The sequence below is a fragment of the Oceanobacter antarcticus genome (assembly GCF_044962685.1).
Classification (GTDB): Bacteria; Pseudomonadota; Gammaproteobacteria; order Pseudomonadales; family Oceanobacteraceae; genus Oceanobacter; species Oceanobacter antarcticus.
Genome location: NZ_JBBKTX010000023.1, coordinates 1 through 26,294 on the forward strand (window position 1 = coordinate 1; position 26,294 = coordinate 26,294).

Consider the following 26,294-nt stretch of genomic DNA (forward strand, 5'->3'; position numbering starts at 1 on the left):
TACCCGAAACTGCAACGTTGCAGGAGCGGTATCACTCAATCCTGCAAAACTGCAGGAGATTGAACGGAATAAATGTGCTGCTTAAACGCAGTATTTTGGACAACTGGGTTGAAAACTACCGTATGTGTTGGCGGATTGGCCAACAAGGACAAAGAAATGAAGGCTCATACGAACCGAGCCTGCTTGCCCGCAGTGCCAGGCAGCTTGGGTTCTACCCCGTTTTCACGGACGGTTTAATAAAGCACTAAATCTCTGATCTTGTGCTGCAAGTCTACGTCTCATTCTTGGGTTATGGAACCGTTCGATATAGTCAAAAATATCCGATCTTGTCTCGTCCACTGTGCGGTAATTTTTCAGATTGATCCGGTCACGTTTCATCACGCCAAAAAATCCTTCACACGCTGCATTGTCAGCACAATGGCCCACCACACTCATACTGCTTATCAGATCATGCTGCTTCAGCCCTAGCTGATAATCGCCACTGGTAAACTGCGAACCGCGATCTGAGTGCAAGACTGATGCACCGCCTCGATTGCCGGAAGCAAACGCCAGCGCCAATCTTTATAGCCTGATCGAAACCGCCAAAGCCAATGGGCTGGAATCGGCGGCCTATCTCAAAACGGTCTTCACTCACCTGTCGCAAGCAGACAGTCTGGAAGCGATAGAGGCATTATTGCCCTGGAATCAGATCATGGAGCGGTTACGATTTTTCCTCCTGACAGGCCGTGGCAAATAATTGAGAACGCCCCCTGGTCAATATTTCCAGCTCCAAAAATCCCTGATTAGCGAGTCAACTCCTGCCAGCGTTTATCGAGCCGTTTTAGCGAGACTGCTTCCTGGGTTCCTAGCGGCTGGGCAAACAGCGACACCCGGAACTCTTCCAGCAACCAGCGAAAATCCGTCCACTCCGACGGCTCATCCAGCGCCATGCCATCGGTAAATTTCACAAAGGGTTCGTACACCGAGGCGTACTCCGTCATGCCGAGACGATCACGGGGCAAGTTACCTTGCAGCTTGTCGATACGATATTCCATGGCCTTGAGATAACGATGGAAGCACTTCAGCCGGTCCCAGCTGGCATCAAGCATGAATCCGGGTTTCAGCAAGCGTTCCAGATTAACCTTGATGTCGCTGTAGGCCATGGCTCGATCGAGGCTGACGGCCCCGCTCATGCTTTTGAGTACCTTGTGACGCAAGGCCATCCACTCGATGAATTGCAGCAGTAATTGCTCGCCATGCTCAACCAGCATTGCCCGTCGCAAGACACGTTGCTGAAATTCGTCTTCTTTATAGGGCAGCGGCTCATCCAGTGGTACAAACACCTGCTGGAAAGCGGCCTCCACCAGCTCATGAGTGAGCGATTGTTGCGTCCCCATACCCTTGGCTTGCAACCAGCGGCTACTCATTTTTTTCTGAATACTGTTTTTTAACAGCCGCTCCTGTTCGCTCAACGATTTACGGAACAGCGCCACCAGCCCACGGCGATGACTGCGTCTGGCGGCTTCAGCATCCGCTTCGACGGTCAGCTGTAACTGCTCGTTTTCGACTTTCAGACAAGGAAACGCCCGCACCTGCAGACCATTCACCTCAGTCTGGGTCGCCTCGGGCAAGTCACCAAAGTCCCAACGCTGAACGTTATCCCGTTGCAGCTCGTGTTTCACCATGGTCTGCATCTGACTTTTACTGAGTTCACTCAGATCAGACTTTAATGCCTCCAGATCGCGACTCTGAGCCATCAGCTTGCCATCATCCAGCACCTGGATATTGATCAGCATATGAGGTGGTAACTCGATACCGCGCAAATCCTCGACTTCGATGCGAGGACGCGCAATCCGATTCAGATACGCTGCCAGCAAGGAATACAAACTGCCTTTGGTCACATGCGCTGTTTGCAGGAATTCCTCTACGGTATTGGGCACCGGCACAAACAGCTTGCGAACGGCTTTCGGCAACCCCTTGATGATCAGTGCAATTTTTTCAGCAACAAAACCGGGCACCAGCCATTCCACTTGAGCAGATGGAACTTGCTGCAACATCGCCACGGGCACACTTAACGACACGCCGTCATCCACTGTGCCGGGAGCAAACTTGTAACTCAGTGGAAATTGCAGCCCTTGCCATTCCAGCTCGGCGGGGAAATCCGTGTCAGTGATCCCTGCGGCGGCATCACTCAGCAGCAATTCGCGGGTCAGTTTGAGGGCATTTTGCTGCTCGGCAGTGGCCGTGCTGTACCAGCGCTCCAAATGTCGGGTCGTGACAATCTCTACGGGCAAACGCGCCTGGTAAAAATCAATCAGGAAGTTGTCATCAATCACCAGATCACGCCGACGGGATTTCTCTTCGTATTCCGTTACTTCGGTAATCAGGTCGATATTGCGCTGCAAAAAATCTGCCCGAGTACGAATCTTTTGTCCGACCAGACCTTCCAGAATCAATATTTCCCAGGCTTCGCGTGGGTGACTGAGCGCGTAGTTCACACGCTTGCGCGGATTGACGATCAGGCCGTATAACATACTTTGCTCATACGCCACCACTTGACCGCGTTTTTCGTGCCAGTGCGGCTCAAAGTACTGGTATTTGAGCAGTGGCTGGCCAATTTCCTCAATCCAGGGCGGTTCAATCTTGGCGACGGTGCGGGCAAACAACTTGCTGGTTTCCACCAGCTCTGCCGCCATCATCCATTTCGGTTTTTTCTTGTGCTGGCTTGACGCCGGAAAAACAAACAGCTTGCGATTACGGGCACCCAGATATTCCTGTCCTTCACCCTTGAAGCCAATCTGGCTCAGCATGCCCGCCAGCAACGACTTGTGCAGCGACTCGTAACTGGCCACCTGGGTGTTTGCCGTCAGGCCCAGATCCTTGCACAACAGGTGCAGCTGACGATGGGTATCACGCCACTCGCGCATACGCATGTAATTGAGAAAATGTTTGCTGCACCACTTGCGAATCTGGTTTTGGGTCAACTCCTGACGTTGCTCTTCATAAGCATTCCAGAGGTTCACCAATGCGACAAAATCCGAGTCTTCATCTTGCCAGAGACGATGCTTTTCATCGGCCTGCTGTTGTTTGTCCTGCGGGCGTTCGCGAGGGTCTTGCACGGTTAACGCCGCTGCAATAATCAACACCTCACTGAGAGCACCCTGCCTCTCCGCCTCCAGCATCATTCTGGACAATCGGGGATCGGTCGGCAAACGCCCCATCTGACGCCCCAACGGGGTCAGTTTTTGTTGTTTATCAACCGCTTCCAGCTCTTGCAGCAGCGTGAAACCATCGTTAATAAACCGCTCGTCCGGCGGATCAACAAATGGAAAATCCTGCAACCGACCCAGACCCAGGTGCAGCATTTGCAGAATCACCGCCGCCAGGTTGGTACGGCGGATTTCCGGATCAGTAAATTCATCGCGACCGAGGAAATCACTCTCTTCGTACAAGCGAATACAAATGCCCGGAGAGGTGCGGCCACAACGCCCGGCACGCTGGTTGGCGCTGGCCTGAGAAATAGCCTCAACCGGCAAGCGCTGTACCTTGCTTTTGTAACTGTAGCGACTGATCCGCGCCACCCCGGAATCGACCACGTAGCGAATACCCGGCACCGTCAACGACGTTTCGGCAACATTGGTCGCCAACACCACCCGCCGACCACCATGAGGCTTAAAAATCCGTTGCTGATCCGAACCACTTAAACGGGCATACAACGGCAGAATATCGGTTGCAGGCAAGCTGGCACGGCGCAGGTATTCCGCACATTCGCGGATCTCCCGTTCACCGGGCAAAAATACCAGCACGTCGCCGGGAATACCGCCTTTTTTGTCTTCATTACGTAGTTCGGCCAACGCATCGTTTACCCCTTCAAACAGGGTGCGATCTTCTTCGTCTTCCGTTTCTCGAACGAGTGCTCGGTAGCGGGTTTCAACCGGATAGGTTCGACCAGACACCTGTATCACCGGAGCGTTGTCGAAGTGGGCAGAAAACCGCTCAACGTCAATGGTCGCCGAGGTAATGACCAGTTTCAGATCCGGTCGTTTGGGCAACATGTTTTTCAGATAACCCATCAAAAAGTCGATGTTCAGACTGCGCTCGTGGGCTTCGTCAATGATGATGACATCGTATTCATTGAGAAAACGGTCATGCTGGGTTTGCGCCAGCAAGATACCATCGGTCATCAACTTGATACGGGTTCGATCACTGCTCTGATCGGTAAAACGAATTTGAAAGCCCACCAGTGAACCCAGTTCGGTGTGCAGCTCGTCGGCAATACGCTGGGCCACCGAGCGGGCCGCCAGCCGTCGTGGCTGGGTATGGCCAATACGGCCATAACGACCGAGACCGGCCTCCAGGCAGATTTTGGGTAACTGAGTGGTTTTGCCCGATCCGGTTTCACCGGCAATCACCACCACCTGATGGTTTTTGATGGCCGCCAGAATCTCGTCTTTCCGTTCCGATACCGGCAAATCCGGGTAGCTCAAGCGCACACTGTCACTGCGCTGCGCCACCAGCTGTTGGCTGGTTTCAATGCCCGCCAGCAGTTTGGTCAGCGCCGCGTCGAGCGGTTGCTGCCGCCGCTGACTGTCCAGCAGCTCTTTCAACTGACGCCGCAAACGGGAGCGATCCCGGATCAGACAATGATCAATCGCCTGGTGCAAGGCCCGCTGATCGATGGTGACAGGCGTTGATTCGGCGATCACAGTGTGATCGGAGGTGTGGTCTGAAGAGTGGTCGGAAGACAAAAGCGATCCTGAAAACAACGAAGATGGGGGAAATCGAGTGGCTATTATACGACGTGTCAGCGCCACTGGGCAGATGGCGCGAGTGGCAATGACCGGCAAGTGACCCCATAGAGTCACAATATCCGCCTAAGAGTCTGTCAGAAGCGAATACCCGCTGATTAAAGGTTGCCAAAGTAATGACGCCCAAAAGCAGCAACCATCACCCCCATACAATTGATAAAGATTTGCATTTGCATATAATGCATAACAAGCTCAAAACAGAGATTGACCCTCGTGCCCATTGCCACCTCATCAAGCGACATCCAGCAGCTCTACCAGCATCACAATGACTGGCTGCGGCAATGGTTTTACCGCCGTCTCAATTGCAATGAGCAGTCCGCCGACCTGGCTCACGATACTTTCTTGCGCCTGCTGCGCAAGCCCTGTTCACTGTCACTGAACGAACCCAGATCCTACCTCACCACCATAGCCAAAGGCATACTGATCAGCTGGTTTCGGCGCCGGGATATTGAACAAGCCTGGCTGGCCACTCTGGCTGAACAGCCTGCCGTATACGCACCATCGCCGGAGCAACGCGAGCTGATTCTGGAAACGCTCTGTCTGGTCAGTCAGGCACTCGACAGCTTGACGCCTGACGTCAAAGCAGCGTTTTTACTGGCACAATTCGAAGGCATGAAATACCGCGACATTGCGACTCGCCTGGGGGTAGCCGAAATTACCATTAAGCGCCATATCAAACGCGCCCTGGTTGCCTGCCTGAGCGTTATGGATGACTGACATGACACACCGACCCGATCGTGATGGCCACAACCTGACAGCATCCACTCCGACCACATCAACAGCCTATCCGGCCTTGAACCCTGCCGTTTTGGAACAGGCAGCCGAATGGTTGCTGCTCAGCTCCGATGACTGGGATCAACCGGCCAAACAGGCTTTTCAACGCTGGTTGGGCCAGCACCAGGATCATCAACGGGCCTGGCAACGGGCATTACACCTGCAAAGCATGTTGGGTAACTTGCCCGAGCAGTCCGCGCAGATTTTGCAGTCAAACCCCACGCTGTCGCGTCGCCGGGCAATGTCAACCCTCGTGATGATGATGACAACCGGCGGCTTGCTTGCCTGGCAATCCGGTGTACTCAATTCACACGATTTTACCACTCGTACCAGCGAACAGCTGGATGTCACTCTGGCCGATGGCACTCGCCTGCAACTGAATACCAACACCCAGGTTGACGTCAGCCTGTCTTCATCCCGGCGTCAGATCCAACTGCAACAAGGTGAAATACTCATCAACACTGGCAAAAATGGCCTTTACCTCGAAGCGCCCTTTCATGTCAGTACCCGCGATGCCCAACTGCAAGCCTTGGGCACGCGCTTTTCGGTGCAACAGCAACAGCATCAAACCCGACTGCAAGTCTTTGAAGGCCGTGTGCGCGTCAGCGGCCATCAAGGACAAGAGTGGCAAATTGTGACGGCTGGGCAGCAGGTGCAATTCAACCAACTGGGCATCCGGCACCAGCAAGCTGCGTCGATCAGTAGCACGCTCTGGACCCAGCAGTTATTCGCGGCCGACAACCTGCCCTTGGCCGAGCTAGTGACTGAATTGCAGCGCTATTTCAGCGGCCATATTCGCCTGCACCCAACCCTTGCCAATCAGCGCGTCTCCGGTTTATTCCCGATCAACAACATCCCCGACACCTTGTCTTTACTGGCGCAATCGCACCCGCTGGAAGTCAGTAATCTGTTTGGAGTCTGGCTGACCATTCAGCCACGCTTATAAAAAAACAGTCAAACAACGGATACTTTTTATCAACTCATGCGGCATACAAGGAAAGCAGCCTCGATATAAGGTATTTCATGTTGACCCATCGCCCGCATTCCCGACCGGTATTCCCTCTCAAAGCCCTTTCCTTGGCCTTGGTGCTGACGACCGGCTTATCAGCCGCAGCACAGTCATTAGAGACCACTGCAACAAACAACCCGGCAGCGCAACAGCAGTTCGACCTGCCAGCAGCGCCACTGGCGACAACGTTGACACAAATTTCAGTCAGCACGGGTACCATTCTGATATTTGATCCAGCACAACTGGACAGTATCCGTCACGCCGCCGTGTCCGGGCAATATTCTGTACCAGATCTGATCGACCTGCTGATCCAAGGCACTGATCTGATGCTTTCCCGCAACAACAATGGCGCGCTGGTACTGATACCACAGCAGTCACCCGACGGTGTTTTTAACCTGCCCAAGCTCAAGGTTCAGGACAGCTTCGCTCGGGAATCCGCCACTGCGCCAGTTGAGGGTTATATCGCCAACAACACCGGTTCGCTGGGCCGCATGGCGACACGTCAGATGGAAACCGCCCGCTCGGTTTCCGTCGTCACCGCAGATCTGATTGCAGACCTGGCAGCGACATCCGTTGAACAGGCGGTCGGCTACACCTCCGGGGTACAGGTAGCGGCTTTCGGGCAGGACTTGCGTTTTGATCAGGTCTCTATCCGGGGTTACTCCGTCACCACCGGAGCCGATTATCGTGACGGTTTGCGTCAGCTGAATACCGGCTGGCTGGCTTACTACCGCACCGAACCCTTTGGCCTTGAACGTCTTGAGGTGGTCAAAGGCCCCGACTCCGTCAGCTATGGACAAGTGACGCCCGGCGGACTGATCAACCGGGTCAGCAAACGTCCAGGTTATGACACCGGCAATACTGCAGAGCTGCAAATCGGTAGCGAACAACATCGCCAAGGACAGTTGGACATCAGTGCCGATCTCAGCGAGCAACTCAGCTACCGGCTGGTGGCACTCGCCCGTGATGCCGACTCCGATGTCACTGGCATCAATGATGACAGCCTCTATATCGCCCCGTCCCTGTTATGGCGTATTTCAGACGATACAGAGCTGACCATCCTGGCTCATCACCAGCGCTATGAAACCGCCGGTTCACCACAGTTGTATCAGGACGGTGACCAACTGACCGATTTCTGGGCCGGGGATATCGATTACGACAAACTGCATCAAACCCAGAGTGCACTGACCACCGAGTTGACCCACACCATCAACGATGTACTCAGCCTGCACCAGACGCTGACACTCGGCAGCGTCGACGCCCTCAACCGCTACGCCGATGCCTCCGGCGAAACCAGCGGCACAGTGATTGAACGTGACGCCGCCGAAATCGAAGAGGCCATGAACACGCTGGCACTCGACACTCACCTCGAATGGCAATACAGCGCCGGAGCAACCAGTAACCGTCTGGCACTGGGGATCGACCACTATCGCATCAATACCGATGTCGACTATCTGATGGGTGAGGCCCCAGCCATTGATTCTGCGGCACCGGATTACCATCAGGACTTCCCGCAACGCAGCAGCATTTATCAAGAGCAACAGCGCAGCCGCCAGACCGGTATCTACCTGCAGAATCAGATGACCTGGGCAAACCACTGGCATCTGGCCGCTGGCCTCCGCCGAGATAACCTCAACACCCAGACAGAAGACATTCTCTATGGAGATGACACGCGCCAGAATGACCAGGCGACCAGCGGCAGCCTCGGCCTGATTCGTGAATTGGACAACGGCCTGGCTCCCTACATCAGTTACGCCACCTCGTTCACCGCCAATATTGGCAGCGATGCCAATGGCAACCCGTTTGAACCTGGCGCAGGCAGGCAACTGGAGGCCGGGGTCAAATACCAATCGGCCAACCAGCGTCTGTTTGCTGTTGCCAGTCTCTTTGATCTGACCGAAACCAACGTCCTGACCACAGACCTCAACAATTCTGACTTCAATGTGCAAACCGGCGAATTACGCACCCAGGGCCTGGAACTGGAAGGTAAACTCAACCTCCGCAACCTCGACCTGACCGCTTCCTATACCTATCTCGACCCGGAAGTCAGCCGCAGTAATGACGGCTACCAAGGCAATCAACCCACTGGCACCCCCAACAACATGGCCAATGCCTGGGGTAATTATCAGTTTGGCCAGTTTGAGGCAGGACTGGGAGCCCGCTGGGTGGGTATGAGCTATGCCGATGCTGCCAACAGCTGGAAAAATGACGCCTATTCGGTTGTTGATGCCCGCGCATCCTGGCAGCTGGGTCAATGGTTAAGTGGTGCCAGCGCAGCGCTCAATATCAGCAACCTGGCCGACAACACGTACACTTTGTGTCATGACGGCTACTGCTATCGAGCTCGAGGCCGCAAGGCAGTTGCTTCCATCAAATATCGCTGGTAATCCTGCATGGTCAATGTACTGCGACCGTTTATGGTTCGTTGTCACCGGGTCATCGGACTGGCAACGGCTCTGTTTCTGTTCGTCGCCGGGGCAACCGGCGCGATCATCTCCTGGGATCATGAGCTGGATGAATGGCTCAATCCCCAATTATTTGAAACCGCCATCCCGGACAACACGGAGCCAAGTCAACGGCTGTTTACCGCCCTTGAGTTGGCCAACCGCTACGAACAGCAGCAGCCTGCCGCCCAAGTCACCTGGCTCGATTTGCATCAGGAGCCGGGTCACAACACCCTGCTTTATGTCGAAGGAGCAGCGGATCCTGTCAGCGGTCAGCAACAGCGTCTGTCGCATAACCAGATTGCCATGAACCCTTACACTGGCACGGCACAATCCTGGCGTCACTGGGGCGATATCTCGCTGAGCCGAGAAAACCTGTTGCCGTTTTTATACAAGCTGCATTACAGCCTGCATTTGCCCGACGGCTTGGGTCTCGAACTGGGCATTCTGTTTATGGGAGTGGTCGCGGTATTCTGGACACTCGACTGCCTGATCGCATTGGGAATCAGCTTCCCGTCGCGGCGGGTATGGCGCAAGTCCTTCCGTTTCCGCTGGCGTCAGCCGGGCCACAAACTCACGTTTGACCTGCATCGTTCCGGCGGTGTCTGGATCTGGCCATTGCTGTTGATTGTGGCGTTCAGTTCCATTTCCATGAATCTGGAATATCAGCTGGTCAGGCCACTATTGGGGCAAATATCCAGCCTGACCCCCGATGCATTCGACACCCGCTCTGCTCGCCCCATGAACGAACCCGCCAGCCCGCAACTGACACGGGAGCAAATACTCGCCATCGCCACCGACGAAGCCCGGCGTCTGGGCTGGAAGAAGCCACCTGGCGGCCTATATTATGGTGCTCTGCACAAAGTCTATGGCGTCGGTTTTTATACGCTGGAAGGCGCTCATGGAGATGGCGGACTGGGGCCAAACTGGTTACAAATCGACAGTGACAACGGTGATATCCTCGCTCGAATTGAAACCGGCAAGGGCACTGCAGCAGATATTTTTGTACAGGCCCAATACCCACTGCATTCCGGTCGTATTTTGGGTCTCACTGGCAGAATAATACTGTCTTTGTTAGGAGTACTGGTTGCTATGTTATCCCTGACGGGCATCCTGATCTGGCTCAAGCGTACCCGGCTGACCAGCCCCCGACGCACTCAACCAGACAGGCTTTAAACCACTCCGTCCGCAAGGGCGGCCGCTGTTACCTGACGAATCCAGTCGTCGAGGTTGTAGTAGTTGCTGACACGGGCAATTTTGCCATTCTGAATATCAAAAAAAGCGCCCGCCGGTAGCACATACCCTTGCCCATAAGCTGCTGGCAGGCCCTCATCGCTGGCAAGGTATTCGCCATGCACGACAAACTCGGCAGCGGCTCGTTCTCCATCCGGGCTGCTGAGAATCACGATATCCTTCAGGGTTTCGCGGTAATGATGATTCATACGCGCCATAAAGCGGGCAAAGGCCTCACGGCCGGTTTCTCGCTCTCCCTGATTGATATCGTGAATGACATCGTCAGAGAGCAATGCCAGAAAGGCGTTCATATCGCCTTGGTTAAATGCCTGATAGTAGTTAAAAATCAATGCTTCTGTGTGGGAACGGGTCATTTGGCAGTCATTCTCATAAGTAACCGATTCAACGCAGAGTACTACGCCAGACCGCCGTCGTGATCAGGCTAGAGGTGACTAAAAAGTGTTTTTATATCAGCCAGTTTATCGGGCATGGTCGATCTGTTCACACAGCAGGCCGATTTCATCCAGCGCTCTGGGAGTCATGCGATGCAACTTGTCCGCATCCGGGTGAATGATATAACCATTTTTGACCGCCGGAATGGTACGCCAGCGCTGCCAGTTAACCGCATCGGCATCAATGCTGTTATTTCCTTGGTGGCTTGGCTGGATAATCACTTCGGGCATCGAAACAATCACCTGCTCCAGCCCGACCCCAGGGTAATCCTGATTCAGTTGGGCAAATGGATTGTCTGCCCCACAAAGTGTCAACTGTTGTTGTGGCCAGGCATTAGCCGCCACCGTGGTCAGCGGCCGCGACCAGAGTTCGTAAAACACCCGCACCGGCGTCCGCTTGGCAAAGGTGGCGCGCAGTCGCTGCAACTCCTGCTCATAAGCCAAAGCATGCTGTTCGGCACTGGCTTCGTGGCCGGTCAGACGTCCAAAGTTGCGTAATGCACTGGCGACATCGTCAAGCCGGGTGACGTCGGAATACACCACGTTCAGATGATATTGCTGCAGCCGCTCCAGATCCGTTACCGGATTACCGCTACGCCAGGCAATAATGAGGTCGGGTTTCATTTGCAGGATTTTTTCAATCTGCAAACCGGCGTAGGAGCCGACCCGGGGAATGTCATTGGCAGCGGCTGGATAATCGGCGTATTCGGTAGTGCCGATGATTTGTGCTCCCGCTCCAATGGTATAGAGTAATTCCACAATATGCGGTGCCAAGGCGATAATACGCAGCGATGCTCGGGCGTCTGCCGGGTTTGACGTTTTCTGCACTGTTGCTGGTGCCTGTTTTGCTGATGATAGTTCTGTCTGCTGTCCCGGCTCCGCACCATGAGCAGCAGACAGAACCAGCAACAGCAGCCAACCCGCCCGATACGGTCGACTCACCAGTCCACGCCTTTACGTGCCTTGATACCGGCATCAAACGCGTGTTTGACCGGTTGCACCTCACTGACGGTATCGGCCAGTTCGATCAAGCGCGGATGGGCATCACGACCGGTAATCACCACGGTTTGTTCGACCGGGCGATTGGCCAGCGCCGTCAGCACCTCCTCAAGATCGAGGTATTCGTAGCTGAGCATATAGGTCAGTTCGTCCAGCAACAGTACGTGAATCTCCGGGTCGGCCAGAAACACCTTACTGGCCGCCCAGGCTTCCTGTGCGGCGGCGATGTCCTTGTCCCGATCTTGGGTATCCCAGGTAAATCCGGTGCCCATCACATGAAACGGCACCCCCAGTTTTTGTAACAAATCCCGTTCGCCACAAGGCCAGGTGCCTTTGACGTATTGCACTACGGCAGTTTTCAAGTCGTATCCAAGCGCCCGGACAACCGTGCCAAAACCCGAGGTGGACTTGCCTTTGCCATTGCCGGTAATCACGATCAGGGTGCCGCGCTTTTCCTGAGCGGCCTTGACCCGCTCAGCAACAGCGGCTTGTTGTTGCTGCATTTTGGCTTTGTGTGCTGCATTTTTATCAGGTACTGGATTCACGCGACTCTCCACGGCGATCGGTTTCAGGAATGGTTTCAGGACTGGTTTCAGGACTGGTTTCAGGGGCGGTGACAGTGGCCGAGGTAAAGGCCAGTAATGTCGCTATATCGAGATGTTCGGCACAGGCGCTGGCGATGCGATCCAGCGCCTGTTCTTGCTGTTGCTGATAGCTGTCTATCCGGTCGGTGGTGGCACCGGCCCACTGCAGTATCTGCTGCAAGGCTTGCGGGGTATCAAACACGCCGTGCAAGTAGGTGCCGACCACCTGATTGTCGTCACTATAACAGCCGTCCGGTTGACTATCCTGCAGGTAGGCAAAAGGCTGGATTCGCTGTTCATGAAGGTAACGGCTCCGCCCGGCGTGGATCTGATAACCGGTCACCGGCACGCCACCAGTATTCTGCTCACTACCAGGCAAAGCCAATTCACCGCTGTCATTGGTCAGGAATTTATCCCGATACAGCCGGGTTTCGATGGGTAAATACCCCAGACCAACACGGCTCCCCGCAACGCCTTCGACGCCGTCCGGGTCATGAATACCCTGCCCCAGCAGTTGATAGCCAGCGCAAATCCCCATCACCTTGCCACCGTAACGCAGGTGGCGGGCAATATCGCTGGCCCAGCGGCTGTTACACAACATATCCAGTTCGGCACGTACATTCTTGCTGCCCGGCAGGATAATCAAGTCGGCATCGGTCAGTGGCTGACCTGGACCAACATAGCTGAAATCCACTTGGGGGTGTTGGCGCAGCATGTCGAAGTCGGTGTGGTTACTGATACGGGACAGCACCGGCACCTTGACCCGAAGCCGGACATCCCAGGTGTCGAGTTGCTGCTCAATCTCGATGGCATCCTCTGCTGCCGCACCCAGATTGGTTAAATAGGGCAACACACCCAATACCGGTTTGCCGGTACGCTGCTGCAACCAGTCAAGACCAGGCTGCAACAAGCCAAGATCACCGCGAAATTTATTGATCACAAAGCCCACCACCCGCTGTTGCTCGGAGGCCGACAAAAGTTCGAGTGTCCCCACCAGCTGGGCGAATACGCCACCCCGATCGATATCCGCCACAATAATCACCGGGCAATCCACCGCCTCGGCAAACCCCATATTGGCAATATCGCGGTCGCGCAAATTGATTTCCGCCGGGCTGCCCGCACCTTCAACCACAATCAGCTCATATTGCTGTTGCAAGCGTTGGTGGGAAGCCAGCACGGCAGTCATCGCGGTGGTTTTGTAATCATGGTAAGCCGCTGCTTCCATATCGGTGACGGCCTGGCCATGAATAATAACCTGGGCACCGGTATCCGAGTTGGGTTTGAGCAGCACCGGATTCATATCCACATGCGGCTGCAGACCAGCAGCTCTGGCCTGTAGCGCCTGAGCGCGACCAATTTCGCCACCATCCAGAGTCACCGCGCTGTTTAACGCCATATTTTGCGGCTTGAACGGCACCACCGCGATACCAAGATCACGAAAGCACCGGCACAATCCCGCCACCAGCAAACTTTTACCGGCATCCGAGGTAGTGCCCTGTACCATCAGGGTGCTGGGAGATTGCCAGTTATTCACCACCGTGTTGCCTTTCTGGCTGATCATTGTCAGCCGGTAACCAGCCAATACATTCCACCACCGCAGCGGCCTCCGGGTGGGCCGGAATACGGATGCGGGTACGGCTGCCGTAATGGATCGACAGCGAGGAATACCAACTGCCATCACGCCAGTCGACCGGGAGTAAATAACCGAGAATCAAACGAATAACGGCGCTATGACAAACCACCACGGTATGGCCGCCAGCGCTCTGCTTGAGCACCTGGTTCCAGCCACGAACCACCCGTTCATAGACCTGTTCAATTCGCTCTCCCCCAGGTGGTGGATTGCCTGCCGGAAACTGGCTAAAGGCTTCCAGTTCGCTCCAGCCGTCGGGGTTGTCCTCTGGCGTACCGAACAACACGTCAAACGGAATGCCATCCCAGTCGCCAAAATCGTATTCGCGTAATTCAGCAATAATCGCCAGCGTCAGCCCTTGCTGTTGCGACCAGTGCGTGGCGAAGGCCTGGCAGCGCTGCAGCGGCGAGCTGACGACACTGACCGGGGCCGAAATAGCAGCAAACGCACGTTCCAGCTGCTGCCAGCCAGCGTTACTAAGGGCAACATCGGTGCTGCCATACAGCGCTGGCTCACCCGCTACCGCTCCATGACGAACGAGATCAATGATCGTATCCCCTGTAGTCATGCCTTATACCTCTTTCACGGTCAGTGGTAGCCCGGCAACCACCAGGGTTACCCGGTCGGCAATGGCTGCCAAGGCCTGATTCAACCACCCGGCCTGATCGACAAACGCCCGGCTGACTCCGCCCGCAGGCACCACCCCAAATCCGATTTCATTAGCGATCAGCACAACATCCATACGGCATTGCTGTAGCGCCTGGGTCATTTGAGCGAACAGCGCCGGAAAATCCTGTTCAGGTAAGTGATAAAACTGGTTGTTGAGCCACAACGTCAGGCAATCCACCAGAATAACGCCAGTACCTGATTGCTGATTCAAATACTCTGCCAGTGCCAGAGGGACTTCAGCTAGCTGCCAGTCTTCCCCCCTTTCCTGCTGATGTCGTTCTATTCTGCTGGTCATTTCGTCATCGAAGGGCGTCGCCGTCGCCACAAAATATTGATCCACGCCTTGCTGTATCGCCAGAGCACTGGCCACCGCTAACCCGTAACGGGATTTGCCAGAGCGGGCACCACCGAGGATTAAATGAATCATGTCAGGTATCCATGTTGGGCCAGGGCGAGTAATACCGTATAGATCAACAGTTCCTGCAGCTGCTGGGCGGCACCGAGACAATCACCGGTGAAGCCGTGCAGGTGCTTTTGCATCCATTGTTTGAGCAGCTGGCGCATTACCACAACAGCAGCGATCACCGTCAGGGCCGACCAGAACGGCAACCACAACAGGCCTATTGTCCCGGTTATCAGCACCTGCGCCAACAAGACCGCATTCATCGGCTGTGCCAGCGGATCACTTTTACTGCTGCCGGGTGCCGAGACATAAGGCAGATCTTGTGCATGAGTAATTGCCAGCGCACGGGAGAAGGGATAACCAATAACCAGCGCCAGCAGCAATTCTCCCTGACCTGCGAGACTCACCAGCAGGACAAACTTGAACAGCAAGGCCAGTATCAAGGCGCTGCTGCCGTAGGTGCCAAGCCGACTGTCCTTGAGAATGGTGAGCTTGTGCTGCTGCTCCAGTCCGCCGTAAAAACCATCAAAACAGTCGGCCAGACCGTCTTCATGCAACGCCCCGGTCAACAGCAAACTGGTGATCAGCAGTACACAAACCGCAGGCAGCGTCCCCAGACCGGCCTCAGCCAGCAGGAACACAACCGTCAGCAACCCGGCCAGCAGCCAACCCACCAAGGGAAAATAGCCCAGCGCCTTGTGCATATTGTCCGTGCTGTATGGCAACTGACGGCTCATCGGCAAACGGGTCAAAAAACCCAGCGCCAACTGCAAGCGCTGCCCGTGTTGTCGCAGCAGCAAGGTCATCGCAGCCATTACACCTCCACCCCGGCGCTGGCGAAGGTCGCCATATCGTTATAAAACGCAGCCGCAGCCCGCAGTAATGGCAGCGCCAATGCGGCACCGGTGCCTTCTCCCAGGCGCAAACCAAGACTCAGTAAAGGACGTGCATTCAACGCCTGTAACGTCAAGCCATGTGCCGACTCAGCCGACTGATGACAAAACACCAGATAGTCCCGGCAGTTGGGTGCCATACGACAAGCCAGCAGTGCCGCCACCGACACAATAAAACCATCAACCAGAATCGTCACCCGCTGCTCTGCCGCCGCCAGCATCGCCCCCACCATCTGGACAATTTCAAACCCGCCAGCTTCCTGCATGGCAATGTCAGCAGTCACCTCCGGGTGCATGGATCGAATCCGCTGAACGGCCTGATGAATCAGTTCACGCTTGAGCTGCAGCTGGTCATCGTTGATTCCGGTTCCGCGCCCAACCACACGGTCTACCGCTATATTTTCCAGTAACGCCAGCACAGCCGAGGCGGAACTGGTATTACCGATGCCCATTTCGCCAAAGCCCAGTACATTTGATCCGGCGCTGATCTGGTCTCGGGCAACGTCAGCGCCATATCGCAGCGCTTGCTGACACTGCGCCGCTGTCATCGCCGCATGCTGGGAGAAATCATCGGTTCCGGCATTGACCCTGCGCGTCAACAACAACGGATGATCCGAACAGACCGGGCTGATCATGCCCGCATCAATCACCATCAGCGCCATTTCATTGGCCTGGCAAAAACAATTGATCGCCGCGCCACCGGCAAGGAAATTGCGAACCATCTGTTCGGTCACCGTTTGCGGAGCAATACTGATCGGATGACCAGCAATGCCATGGTCAGCTGCAAACACCAGCATGGTCGGCCGGACAATGCTAATACGGCCAGCAGCAACGCCATCAAGGGTCTGAGTCTGGATCTGTGCCAGCCTGGCCGCCAACCCTTCCAGTTCTCCCAACGACCCCAACGGTTTGGTTTTTTCATCAATCCGCTGTTGTATGTGTGTCAGCCAGGTATTCCCGACAGCTTGAATATCAAAATGAACAGCTTGCATAAACCGGGCTCCGCTCAGGCCAAACGCTGACGCATAACAATCAGAAAAAACACACTACCAATCGCCGAGGTGATAATACCGATGGGAATTTCCTGACTGGCAACCGCCGATCGGGCAATCACATCAACCCATACCAGAAAGGTACTGCCGAGTAACAAACACCCCAGAATCAGTGTTCGGTTCGTCACCCCCAGCCAACGCCGCACAATATGGGGAATCATCAGACCAACAAAACCGATACCACCGCAGTAGGCCACCACCGCTGCCGTCAGAGCGGCGCACATCACCAGTGCCAAGGCCCGCAACCGAACCGCATCAACCCCCAGCGTCCGGGCATTGTCATCGCCGAGCAGCATGGCATCGAAATGTCGTCCCAACAGCAATAAAACAGCACTACAAATCAGCACTACGGGAAAGAGCAGCAACAGATGACTGCTTTCCACTCTGGCAAGACTGCCCATCAGCCAGAACAAGACTTTATTGGCCGCAAACGGCTCGCCTACAAACAGAATAAAATGCGTCAGCGAACCCAGCATCAGTGAAATGGCAACGCCGCCCAATAACAACTGCTCGGAGCTGCGGGCAAACGAAGTGACTGCCAGTATCTGTACCAGCATCACCGCAAACAGTGCACCGCCAAACGCAGCAATCGGCAAAGCGGTTGCCGTCGGTAACCAACCCAGCAACCCCGCCAGCAGCGGATGCTGGGCCAGTGCCGAGCCCATCAGCACCGTGACCACACTGGCACCCAATCCGGCGCCCGCGACCACCCCAAACAAGTAAGGATCCGCCAGGCCATTACGTGTGACGTTCTGCAAGGATGCTCCGGCAATCGCCAGCCCGGCACCGACCAAAACCCCCGCAGCAACTCTTGGCAAACGCAAGTCGGTAAAAATCAACTGATCCAGTGGATCAACAGGCAAACCGACGAGGCAACGCCAAACAGTATCCAGTGACAAATTGGCAGAGCCAAAAAACAGCGCAGCCAGCGGTGATAACACCGCCACGGCCAGCAACCACCACCAACGCTGCCTCATCGCCGTTTATCCCGCGTTTGAACGGTTAAGGGCAAGGGTGAAAAATCTACCCGTAACGCCCGGTCGTCGTGGCGACGAACCGCACAAGGCAAGCGAAAAACACGCTCTAGACGCTCCGGCACCAACACACTGTCCGGCGTCCCGAAAGCCACCTGTTCGCCATTTTCCAACAGCAACAGCTGATCACAGTAGTGCGCGGACAAATTGAGGTCATGCAGACTCATGACCACCGTCAGCCCGGTATCACGTGCCAGCTGGCCCAGTAAGGCCAGCACATCGTGCTGGAAATACACATCGAGATGGTTAACAGGTTCATCCAGCACAATCAGTTCCGCCCGCTGCACCAGGGCACGGGCAATCAGACCACGTTGTTGCTCGCCGCCAGACAGGGTCGAAAATACACGGGTTGATTTTTCTGCCAGGCCAACACGCTCCAGCGCCTGATCGATCCGCTCGTCATCGGCTGCTGACTGCCGTCCCAACAAGGATTGGTGCGGCAACAACCCCATGCGTACCATTTGCCGCAGACTGAGGGCAAAGACCGCATCGTTCAGCTGGTTCACAACCGCGATACGCCGGGCACGCTGATTCAGGCTGTAATCGGACAATGGCCGATCTTGCCAGGCCAGCGTAGTCGCCGTTATCTGTCCAGTTAACTGACCCGACAACGCCAGCAGCAAACTGGTCTTGCCCGCACCGTTCGGGCCAAGCACACCGAGCACGGAACCGGCAGGCAGTGAAAAAGAGATACATTTCAGAATCGGTTGCTGATCAATCGTGAGCCTCAGCTCGTCAACCACCAGACCGGAACAGCCAACCATGGAAGCACCAGATAACAAGAGTTCATGCCCAGGATTACCATCCAACACCGTCGACTGTCGACAAACTGCATCAACAGGGAAAGGAGATGGCTCGTGTATTCCCGCACGAACAAAATTCAAGAGACAGAATCATTTATTGACCAGACATTACAGCGCGCCCACGCCGAATGTCGGCCAAACAATTCCCAGGCTGGTATCTGACTTTCCCCTGCCCGTTACGGCCAGAGAATTACAGTTGCGGGTACAGTCCCGGAGTTGCACCGGATTCCCAATTAAATCAGGCCGCCACGGCAGCCTGACACCTGTTTGATAGCGGTGGACTATATCAGCAAAGCAAATTCCATACGATGGCTAATCGCTACAGGACAATGCTTGCATAGCCGATGCCTTTCACAGCAGAAAATTCACTGATCTCCAAGGATATTTAAAAAATCAGACTCAACGCTCAATCTGTACAGAAAGCAACCAGCAAACACGTAATCCGGCAGAAAACAGCGCTATGCTTATTATCAGTAACGCTTATGAGGAAGTGGACACTCTGGGCCTCTCCAGGCGCATCCGTAGTGATTTGGACTGCCCCTACACAAGTTCAAATTGAGGGACTGGGAGCAACCGCAGTAGCAAGCGCAGACCCTGCGTCAAACAATCAGACATATACCGCCATGTTGAGGTGAAAGGCAGACCATCCAGACAGTTACTGCGAGAAATATCTATTGATAAGGTCATTAGTTGATTTCGACCTTAGTACACGCTATTTTTTGCTGCATTGTAGAGCAATCAAATAACCCGACTGTCGTTCTCTCCAAGCTTATAAGCACCAGCGCGTTTGACGGTGAAGGTTAATCGTCACGCTGGAGGGAATTCACGGAGGAATTCACATGCTTCTGATCTTCTTTCTCGCATTAATCTGGTTTTTCTGGATCAAGCGACCGAAAAAGAACGCCTACACCGCTGGCAGGGACAATACTGTCGCAACAATGACAGGCAGTCTGGTCATGCTCAGCCAGCGAATGATGAAAGATCATCTGATGATTGGTGCCGGAATCAGTCCCCGCTCAGCCAGTAGCCAGCGCGACGTCAGCGTCATGCTGTTTGAACAACGGCTGGCACGACTGATGGAAGATGAATCCAGTGACGTTATCCAGGAACTGCTGATCAATACGCTGTCTGTGTGGGAAACTCACCGTAAACATATTATGGCACGGCCGGATCACAATCTTATTGGTACGCTGATCCAGGAAAATGACCGCTTACTGGCGTTGTGTGATGATGTGGCTCGTAGCAAGGCAGACCAGCAAGGCCATCATGGCGCCAAAATGGTCTACCTTGCAGGCAGACAACGCATGCTGTCGCAACGCATTGCCAGAAATTGTATCGCCATTTACTGGGGCTATGACAACCAATGGATACATTCCGATCTGGATGCCTCCATTGCCTTGTTCGACCACACGCTTCGAGAGCTGATGCATTCGCGCTTTACCACGCCACAACTGGCGGTATCACTGGAATCGGCCGCGTCATTTTGGATGACCTCAAAAGCCACCTTTCGCCTGTTTCAGGAAAGTGCCAATAAACGTAAGGAAGTCCCGCATATCCACGAGATGACTGAAACCCTGCTGGCCAAGCTGGATAAGATCACCAGCCAGTACGAGGCCGTGCTCGTCGGAGAATTACCTCCAGATCAATCCTGATAATCCGTTAACAAGGATCTACTGCCGGAGCCGTAAGCGGCGCAGGACAGAGGCCAAACTCAGTCCTGCGTATTCGGCACTACGGTTTAACAACCCCCAGATTCAGATTATTATTCACTGTCCTTGGCAAGTTCTTCCGCTCTCAGTTCGCGCCGGAGAATTTTGCCAACATTGGTTTTCGGTAACTCGGTGCGAAACTCGACATGCTTCGGTACCTTGTAATTGGTCAGCCGCTCTTTGCACCAGTGTCGAATATCGGCATCCGTCAGCTCGGACTTCGCCACAATAAACACCTTCACTGCTTCAGAGCTTTTCAGATCGGGAATGCCAATGGCGGCGACTTCCATTACTTCAGGATGAGCCGCAATCACATCCTCAACCTCGTTTGGATAAACGTTAAAACCGGAGACGATAATCATGTCTTTCTTGCGGTCGACGATACGCATGTAGCCATCGTCCTGAATAACAGCAATGTCTCCGGTTCGCAGCCATTCACGGGCAGGCAAGCCATCCGCACCCGGCAGGAATGATTCATCGGTAGCTGCTTCACGCTTCCAGTAGCCTTTCATCACCTGCGGCCCCTTGACGCACAACTCCCCCGGTTCGCCCAACGGCAATTCGTTGCCCTCATCATCCACGGTAATACAGACTGTGCTCGATACCGGCATACCAATACTGCCCAGCTGAATATGTCCGGGCGGATTAAACGACACCACCGGAGAGGTCTCCGTCATGCCATACCCCTCTGCAATATCGCCACCCGTGACCTCTTTCCAGCGTTCAGCTGCCGCCGATGTCAATGCCATACCGCCAGAAATCGTGAGTTTAAGGCTGGAAAAATCCAGCGCCCGGAAACTGTCTTGGTGACACAGGGCAACAAACAAGGTATTCAGGCCAACAAACGCCGAAAAAGGGTTTTGCTGCAAGGTTTTGATAAATCCGGGAATGTCCCTCGGATTGGGAATCAACAAGGAACAATTCCCGGTTTCCAGCAGCACCATACAATGCACTGTAAAGGCATAAATATGATACAGCGGCAAAGGTGCTACCACGGTTTCCACGCCTTCATCCAGCGCCATGACAAACAGGCCGTGACACTGCAACATATTGGCGATCAGATTACGGTGGGTCAGCATCGCTCCCTTGGCAATCCCGGTAGTGCCACCGGTGTACTGCAGTACGGCAACATCGTTACCAGAGGCAGGGCATGGCCGAAAGGGACGCCTGGAGCCCTTGGCCAACGCTTGTCGTAGCGATACCGCAGTGGGAATATGATAATCAGGTACCTGTTTTTTGACGTATTTCACCACGCCGTTGATCAGCAACCGTTTCAGTCCCGGATGCAGATCTGCCACTTCCGTCACCACCACGTGCTTGATACCGGTACGGTCGAGCACCTTCTCCGCTTTTTCAGCCATATTGGCCAGCACCACCAGCGCTTTGGCACCCGAGTCATTAAACTGGTGTTCCATTTCCCGCTCGGTATAGAGAGGATTGGTATTAACCACGATCAACCCGGCCCGCATGGCTCCAAACACCACAATCGGATACTGCAAAATATTGGGTAACTGGATGGCAATCCGATCGCCAGGCTGCAAACCCAGATTATGTTGCAGATAGCTGGCAAAATGGGCACTCAGCACATCCAGATCGTTGTAGCTCAGCGTATGCCCAAGACAAACAAAGGCGGGACGCGTGGCAAATTTTTTCACAAAGCGATCGAATAGCTCGATGACTGAATGGTACTTGTCGGCATCAATAGTGCCTGGATAATTTTCCGGATAGCGTTCCTGGAAGAACTGCTCGTTCATACCGCCCCCTTTACACCCCAACATTGGTTATTCTTATACGTCGCGTCTGCTCATAGTGTCCGCTGCAATGACCCCCTTTTCCGTAGCGGGTCACGAGTGACTGTTGAGCCAGAGCCCGGAAGTGTAACCATCTTTTGAAACTCAGGCAAAAAACTGTTTCCTTAAACACCATCACTCTGACAAATCTTATTCTTCAGCGGACAGCAAGATAGCGAAAAGCCAACAAAAAAACAGACACTCAGCACATCAACCTGTATTTCCACACAGCCACTGCCCAATGCAGACAGAAAAGGAACACCCCATGAATCATGCCAGTGGCCCATCTATCCACTCCCTGAGTATAGCCAGTGCTGGTGGCCAGGTATTTAATGCTGCGCTGTTTATGCCAGCTACAGAACCTGTGGCACTGATGCAGATATACCACGGTATGGCTGAACACTGGCGCCGCTATCAGCCACTGATCGATACCTTATCAGCAGCTGGCTACGCCGTACTGGTACACAATCACCAAGGTCACGGGGAACGCCAGCCAATCGGCCATATTCCCTACCAAAGCACCCACCCAGAAAACGGCTGGCAGCAGCTGACAAATGACGCAAGAAGCGCTCGTCAAGCAGCCCAGCGGCATCTTGAAACCGGCATACCGATCATTGTACTCGGCCATTCAATGGGATCCTTTGTTGCCTTGACCGAAATCATGCAACCCCCTGAGGAGTTGGCAGGTGTGATACTTTCCGGCAGCGGCTACCAACCACGCTGGTTATGCCAGTTAGGCCAACTCGTCGCCCGTATGGTGGCGCGCTGTGGAACGAGTCAAGCGCCCTCCGCCCTGCTCAGCAGGTTGGCATTTGCCGGGTACAACCAGCGTATCAAACAAGCCTCCAGTACCTGGGACTGGCTTACCCGTGATGCAACCATACGGCAGCAATACCGAGCAGACCCTCTGTGCGGATTTGATTGCAGCGCCGAATTCTGGCAGAACTTTTTTATGGCCCTGGGCAACCTCGCCAAAGAAGATGCCTTTACCACCATCTCCCACAACCTGCCCATTTTATTGTTATCTGGAGACCAGGATCCCGTCGGTCAGTACGGTCGCGGGGTGAGGGCGCTCGATAACGCCTTGCGCCGTACCGGTCACGACCAGGTCACAACGCTACTGTATCCTGGCGGGCGTCATGAAATGTTTAACGAAACCAATGCCGATCAAGTACGGTCTGATCTGTTGAAGTGGTTAAACACAACCCTCGCTTACTCCACAAGGACAAGATCTGCCTTGAAAGATGATTTTGGTCAACAACAACACACATGACTTGTGAATGACACATGGACGGTTCAAATTCGCGCTACACTCGCGCCGTCCCACGGCCAGCCTGGCTATATAATCCTCACTCTGACATCGGATTGATTCTATGGAAACCATTACCAATCGCACCTATGACGAACTGAATATCGGCGATAGCTGTCAGCGCACGCACACCATTAACGAACGCGACCTGAAGCTGTTTGCCATGGTATCCGGTGATCACAACCCGCTGCATCTTGACCCGGCTTACGCTGCCACCACTCAGTTCAAGGGTCAGATTGCCCATGGCATGTACTCTGGCGCATTGATTTCTGCAGCACTGGCGATGGAATTGCCTGGACCAGGCACAATTTATATGGGACAAAACGTCCAGTTCAAACGGCCGATCATGATTGGTGACACCGTCACCGTTACCCTGACGGTCAAGGAAAAGCGTGATCGCAAGCAGGAAGTGATTCTCGACACCACAATCACCAACCAGAATGGCAAAGCCGTCGTCACCGGTGAAGCCATCGTGATTGCCCCTGCCGAAAAACTGACTATCGATATGCCCGAACTGACAGAAATCAGCCTGGGCTAATCCAGCTCGACCAGCTGCTCGTGCACAATACTCAAGTAGCTGGTCAGCCGTTGACGCTCTTGCGCCAGATACACCAGCAAACTCAGGTATACATGGCGCTGCGCCAACTGATAATAATAATTCGCCTGGGTATCATAAGCCGCTTGCCTGCCGCGCAGTAAATCTTCCAACGCTGGTGCTTCTGCTGACTCGGACACGTCCGCCGTTAACAAACGTGCATCGGCCATACTCGACTGTTCCAGCAGCAGCAGATCGGCCTGCAAGCTGTCGAGGCGCGCCAGTAACGCCAGTGATTCCTGGCGGTCAACCCAGGCAACACGTAACAAACGCGAGCGAATGGCCGGATGCAAATAACTGAGAGACAGCGGCTGGCAACGCGCCGCAACGTCCATGTCATCCGTCAACGCTCCAGCAAGAGGACACCCCACAAACGCCCTGAAGCGGTCATCCGGTTCTGCGGCATCGGGCATCATTACCGGCCTCAGCCAATGTGCCAACAGCTGATCCAATCGCTCGGGATGCTGCCACTGGCGTATTGCACCGATATGTTGTTGCAAACCCTGATACAGATTCTGTAAAAACAAGGATCGTATTGAGACTGCTCCCATGGCATCCAGTACCTGCAATTGCAGCATCGCCTGCTCCAACCGGAACAGATCAAGCCTGCCGGGGTATACGGCTCCCCCGGCAGCTGCCACAGGCACCGAATGCAACCAGAGCGTCGGTCCGTTAGTGACGGGTAACAAGACCTTGACCCCTTGCAGCACCAGGGCGGTGGCATACCAGGGCGAATCCAGCGCTATCCATCTCGACAGTTGTGGCATATCGACACCTGCGCCCGTCTGCCACTGTGTCATCCATACCATCAGTTGCACTGACGCCATCAGACGTGCCGACTCTGGATCCAGCAGCACTCTCGAATCAGCCACCTCCTGCTGTAGTGTTTGCAGTAAAAACACCAGCAATTCCGACTTTACCCCCAACCTTCTGGCCGCCAGAATAACCTCCAGTCGGGCCAGTAAACCGACCTCAGGCAGCGTGACACCCGCAGAGCGATCACTGCGCACGATATCGATCCGGGCCGACAAATCCATGGCTTCACTGAGACTCTCAGGTTGTCCTTGCGCCAGCAAAAAACGGACTCGCGCGTATCGTGCCAAACGCTGTTGAGCAGGTGTTAGTCGTGGATCTTGCGCCAACAAACGGGCAGCCGGCTGCTCCAAAAGCCCGGTTTGCCTTTGATACAGCAACACCAGCAACTCATCCGTCAACACCCGCAATTGATCAGCACCCAGCGGTCTGACCGGCTCAGCCGCATAAGACGGCAATAAACAGAACGACAATAACAAGCCAACGAGAGCAGACCGTGCCTGGCAGTACCCTTTGGTTCCAACATCACGGCAAAAAGGCATTCCCATAACGCTAGCCCGAAGCCCCAGCACGAAGGATCAGAAACTGGGCCTCGACCCTCAGCGTTTGACCAGCATATCCCGGCTGAAACAGTACACCACGCATGGCCATTCCCGCCGCTTCTGCAAAATCCTCGCCGCTGGACTCAATCAATCGTAACTGACCAATCTGTCCTGTCGCCAGAATCGTGAACTCAATCACTACCCTTCCTTCCCGCTCCCGCTTGAACTCTTTGTCAGGATAATGAGGCGATATACGAACCACAGGCTGAACATCACCCGCAAAGATCAGGCGGGTGACACCTCGTGTTTTCGGTGCCTCCGTCGGCACTTCAAACCCGGATCGGCTGGTGACCGTTGTCGTCATACAACCGGTCAAGGGCGCAATGCCTGCCAGTACGAAGATCAGAGCCAGAATCGATGTCATACGCTCTGAATAGTTAACCATCTCCTGCACTTGCTACTCCCGTTGAGCTGCTTCCAACCATCTGAACATTAACCCGATACCCTGCAGCGGATGCTAACAAATCCATCGCCTCCACCCTACCGGTATTGTCGGCAGCCGTTGTCAAAATAAGCATGGATGCAGGCACAGCCCGCCACCTGCCACAGCAGGCGCTCAGTAAAACCAAATTTAACGGAGTAACAAGAGATACAACCAAAGGGGAGCATCTGGCCACCAAGGTTAACCAGACAGCCAGACGTTGAGAGAATTCCGAGCAGCAGCAAACGGGTTGAAGTCTGGAAATAAGCACGTCAACCCTATAAACGTG

Annotated in this window: 21 protein-coding genes, 2 pseudogenes and 1 riboswitch; of the genes and pseudogenes, 8 read left to right on the top strand and 15 right to left on the bottom strand. The window is 54.5% G+C overall.

Annotated features, from left to right (window positions below):
* Nucleotides 1-211: 211 nt before the first annotated feature.
* Nucleotides 212-516, bottom strand: a pseudogene (locus tag WG929_RS16510) (IS3 family transposase); the annotation flags it as partial.
* 25 nt (nucleotides 517-541) lie between these two features.
* On the opposite strand from WG929_RS16510, the pseudogene WG929_RS16515 reads away from it, so the two are divergent.
* Nucleotides 542-736 (top strand): annotated as a pseudogene (locus WG929_RS16515) (transposase domain-containing protein); the annotation flags it as partial.
* A gap of 46 nt (nucleotides 737-782) precedes the next feature.
* Here WG929_RS16515 and hrpA read toward each other — a convergent pair.
* On the bottom strand, nucleotides 783-4,727 hold the full coding sequence (hrpA, locus tag WG929_RS16520; RefSeq protein ID WP_416206973.1) for an ATP-dependent RNA helicase HrpA: 3,945 nt from the start codon (nucleotides 4,725-4,727) through the stop codon (nucleotides 783-785).
* A gap of 273 nt (nucleotides 4,728-5,000) precedes the next feature.
* On the opposite strand from hrpA, the gene WG929_RS16525 reads away from it, so the two are divergent.
* From WG929_RS16525 to WG929_RS16540, 4 genes are all read left to right on the top strand, one after another.
* Nucleotides 5,001-5,504, top strand: coding sequence for a sigma-70 family RNA polymerase sigma factor (locus tag WG929_RS16525; RefSeq protein ID WP_416206974.1), 504 nt, complete (start codon nucleotides 5,001-5,003; stop codon nucleotides 5,502-5,504).
* Nucleotide 5,505: 1 nt separating this feature from the next.
* Nucleotides 5,506-6,507, top strand: a complete 1,002-nt coding sequence (locus tag WG929_RS16530; RefSeq protein WP_416206975.1) for a FecR domain-containing protein — start codon at nucleotides 5,506-5,508, stop codon at nucleotides 6,505-6,507.
* A 77-nt stretch (nucleotides 6,508-6,584) separates the two neighbouring features.
* Nucleotides 6,585-8,957 (top strand): TonB-dependent siderophore receptor, encoded by a 2,373-nt coding sequence (locus WG929_RS16535; RefSeq protein WP_416206976.1) that lies wholly within the window; start codon nucleotides 6,585-6,587, stop codon nucleotides 8,955-8,957.
* Nucleotides 8,958-8,963: 6 nt separating this feature from the next.
* The gene (locus WG929_RS16540) at nucleotides 8,964-10,190 is read left to right on the top strand and encodes a PepSY-associated TM helix domain-containing protein (protein WP_416206977.1); all 1,227 of its coding nucleotides are present in this window, start codon (nucleotides 8,964-8,966) and stop codon (nucleotides 10,188-10,190) included.
* On the opposite strand, the gene WG929_RS16545 is transcribed toward WG929_RS16540, so the two are convergent.
* The 10 genes from WG929_RS16545 to WG929_RS16590 form a co-directional block, all read right to left on the bottom strand.
* Nucleotides 10,187-10,621 carry a ketosteroid isomerase-related protein gene (locus WG929_RS16545; RefSeq protein WP_416206978.1) on the bottom strand — a complete coding sequence of 145 codons (435 nt, stop codon included), beginning with the start codon at nucleotides 10,619-10,621 and terminating at the stop codon, nucleotides 10,187-10,189. The genes WG929_RS16540 and WG929_RS16545 overlap by 4 nt on opposite strands.
* 105 nt (nucleotides 10,622-10,726) lie before the next feature.
* The gene (locus WG929_RS16550) at nucleotides 10,727-11,641 is read right to left on the bottom strand and encodes a cobalamin-binding protein (RefSeq protein WP_416206979.1); all 915 of its coding nucleotides are present in this window, start codon (nucleotides 11,639-11,641) and stop codon (nucleotides 10,727-10,729) included.
* Nucleotides 11,638-12,243, bottom strand: a complete 606-nt coding sequence (gene cobO / locus WG929_RS16555; RefSeq protein ID WP_416206980.1) for a cob(I)yrinic acid a,c-diamide adenosyltransferase — start codon at nucleotides 12,241-12,243, stop codon at nucleotides 11,638-11,640. Before cobO ends, WG929_RS16550 begins: the two co-directional genes overlap by 4 nt.
* On the bottom strand, nucleotides 12,227-13,843 hold the full coding sequence (locus WG929_RS16560; protein ID WP_416206981.1) for a cobyric acid synthase: 1,617 nt from the start codon (nucleotides 13,841-13,843) through the stop codon (nucleotides 12,227-12,229). Before WG929_RS16560 ends, cobO begins: the two co-directional genes overlap by 17 nt.
* Nucleotides 13,809-14,480, bottom strand: coding sequence for a histidine phosphatase family protein (locus WG929_RS16565; protein WP_416206982.1), 672 nt, complete (start codon nucleotides 14,478-14,480; stop codon nucleotides 13,809-13,811). The genes WG929_RS16560 and WG929_RS16565 overlap by 35 nt, the downstream gene beginning before the upstream one ends.
* Before the next feature lie 3 nt (nucleotides 14,481-14,483).
* Nucleotides 14,484-15,008, bottom strand: a complete 525-nt coding sequence (gene cobU, locus WG929_RS16570) for a bifunctional adenosylcobinamide kinase/adenosylcobinamide-phosphate guanylyltransferase (RefSeq protein WP_369854624.1) — start codon at nucleotides 15,006-15,008, stop codon at nucleotides 14,484-14,486.
* On the bottom strand, nucleotides 15,005-15,799 hold the full coding sequence (cobS, locus tag WG929_RS16575; RefSeq protein ID WP_369854625.1) for an adenosylcobinamide-GDP ribazoletransferase: 795 nt from the start codon (nucleotides 15,797-15,799) through the stop codon (nucleotides 15,005-15,007). Before cobS ends, cobU begins: the two co-directional genes overlap by 4 nt.
* Complete coding sequence (gene cobT / locus WG929_RS16580) at nucleotides 15,799-16,869, bottom strand: nicotinate-nucleotide--dimethylbenzimidazole phosphoribosyltransferase (RefSeq protein WP_416206983.1); 1,071 nt, start codon at nucleotides 16,867-16,869, stop codon at nucleotides 15,799-15,801. The genes cobS and cobT overlap by 1 nt, the downstream gene beginning before the upstream one ends.
* A gap of 14 nt (nucleotides 16,870-16,883) precedes the next feature.
* Complete coding sequence (locus WG929_RS16585; RefSeq protein ID WP_416206984.1) at nucleotides 16,884-17,906, bottom strand: FecCD family ABC transporter permease; 1,023 nt, start codon at nucleotides 17,904-17,906, stop codon at nucleotides 16,884-16,886.
* Nucleotides 17,903-18,727, bottom strand: a complete 825-nt coding sequence (locus WG929_RS16590) for an ABC transporter ATP-binding protein (RefSeq protein WP_416206985.1) — start codon at nucleotides 18,725-18,727, stop codon at nucleotides 17,903-17,905. The genes WG929_RS16585 and WG929_RS16590 overlap by 4 nt, the downstream gene beginning before the upstream one ends.
* 171 nt (nucleotides 18,728-18,898) lie before the next feature.
* A riboswitch (cobalamin riboswitch) is annotated at nucleotides 18,899-19,041 on the bottom strand.
* A 564-nt stretch (nucleotides 19,042-19,605) separates the two neighbouring features.
* Here WG929_RS16590 and WG929_RS16595 point away from each other — a divergent pair.
* Nucleotides 19,606-20,418 carry a type IV pili methyl-accepting chemotaxis transducer N-terminal domain-containing protein gene (locus WG929_RS16595; RefSeq protein ID WP_416206986.1) on the top strand — a complete coding sequence of 271 codons (813 nt, stop codon included), beginning with the start codon at nucleotides 19,606-19,608 and terminating at the stop codon, nucleotides 20,416-20,418.
* A 110-nt stretch (nucleotides 20,419-20,528) separates the two neighbouring features.
* On the opposite strand, the gene WG929_RS16600 is transcribed toward WG929_RS16595, so the two are convergent.
* A complete protein-coding gene (locus WG929_RS16600; protein ID WP_416206987.1) occupies nucleotides 20,529-22,229 on the bottom strand; it encodes an AMP-binding protein in 1,701 nt (566 codons plus the stop codon).
* A gap of 301 nt (nucleotides 22,230-22,530) precedes the next feature.
* Between WG929_RS16600 and WG929_RS16605 the strand changes: the two genes are divergently transcribed.
* Nucleotides 22,531-23,538, top strand: coding sequence for an alpha/beta fold hydrolase (locus WG929_RS16605; RefSeq protein ID WP_416206988.1), 1,008 nt, complete (start codon nucleotides 22,531-22,533; stop codon nucleotides 23,536-23,538).
* A gap of 100 nt (nucleotides 23,539-23,638) precedes the next feature.
* Nucleotides 23,639-24,112, top strand: coding sequence for a MaoC/PaaZ C-terminal domain-containing protein (locus tag WG929_RS16610; RefSeq protein ID WP_416206989.1), 474 nt, complete (start codon nucleotides 23,639-23,641; stop codon nucleotides 24,110-24,112).
* Here WG929_RS16610 and WG929_RS16615 read toward each other — a convergent pair.
* A complete protein-coding gene (locus tag WG929_RS16615; protein WP_416206990.1) occupies nucleotides 24,109-25,530 on the bottom strand; it encodes a hypothetical protein in 1,422 nt (473 codons plus the stop codon). The two genes, WG929_RS16610 and WG929_RS16615, sit on opposite strands and share 4 nt — an antisense overlap.
* Before the next feature lie 4 nt (nucleotides 25,531-25,534).
* Nucleotides 25,535-25,969 carry an energy transducer TonB gene (locus WG929_RS16620; protein WP_416207029.1) on the bottom strand — a complete coding sequence of 145 codons (435 nt, stop codon included), beginning with the start codon at nucleotides 25,967-25,969 and terminating at the stop codon, nucleotides 25,535-25,537.
* Between the last annotated feature and the right edge of the window lie 325 nt (nucleotides 25,970-26,294).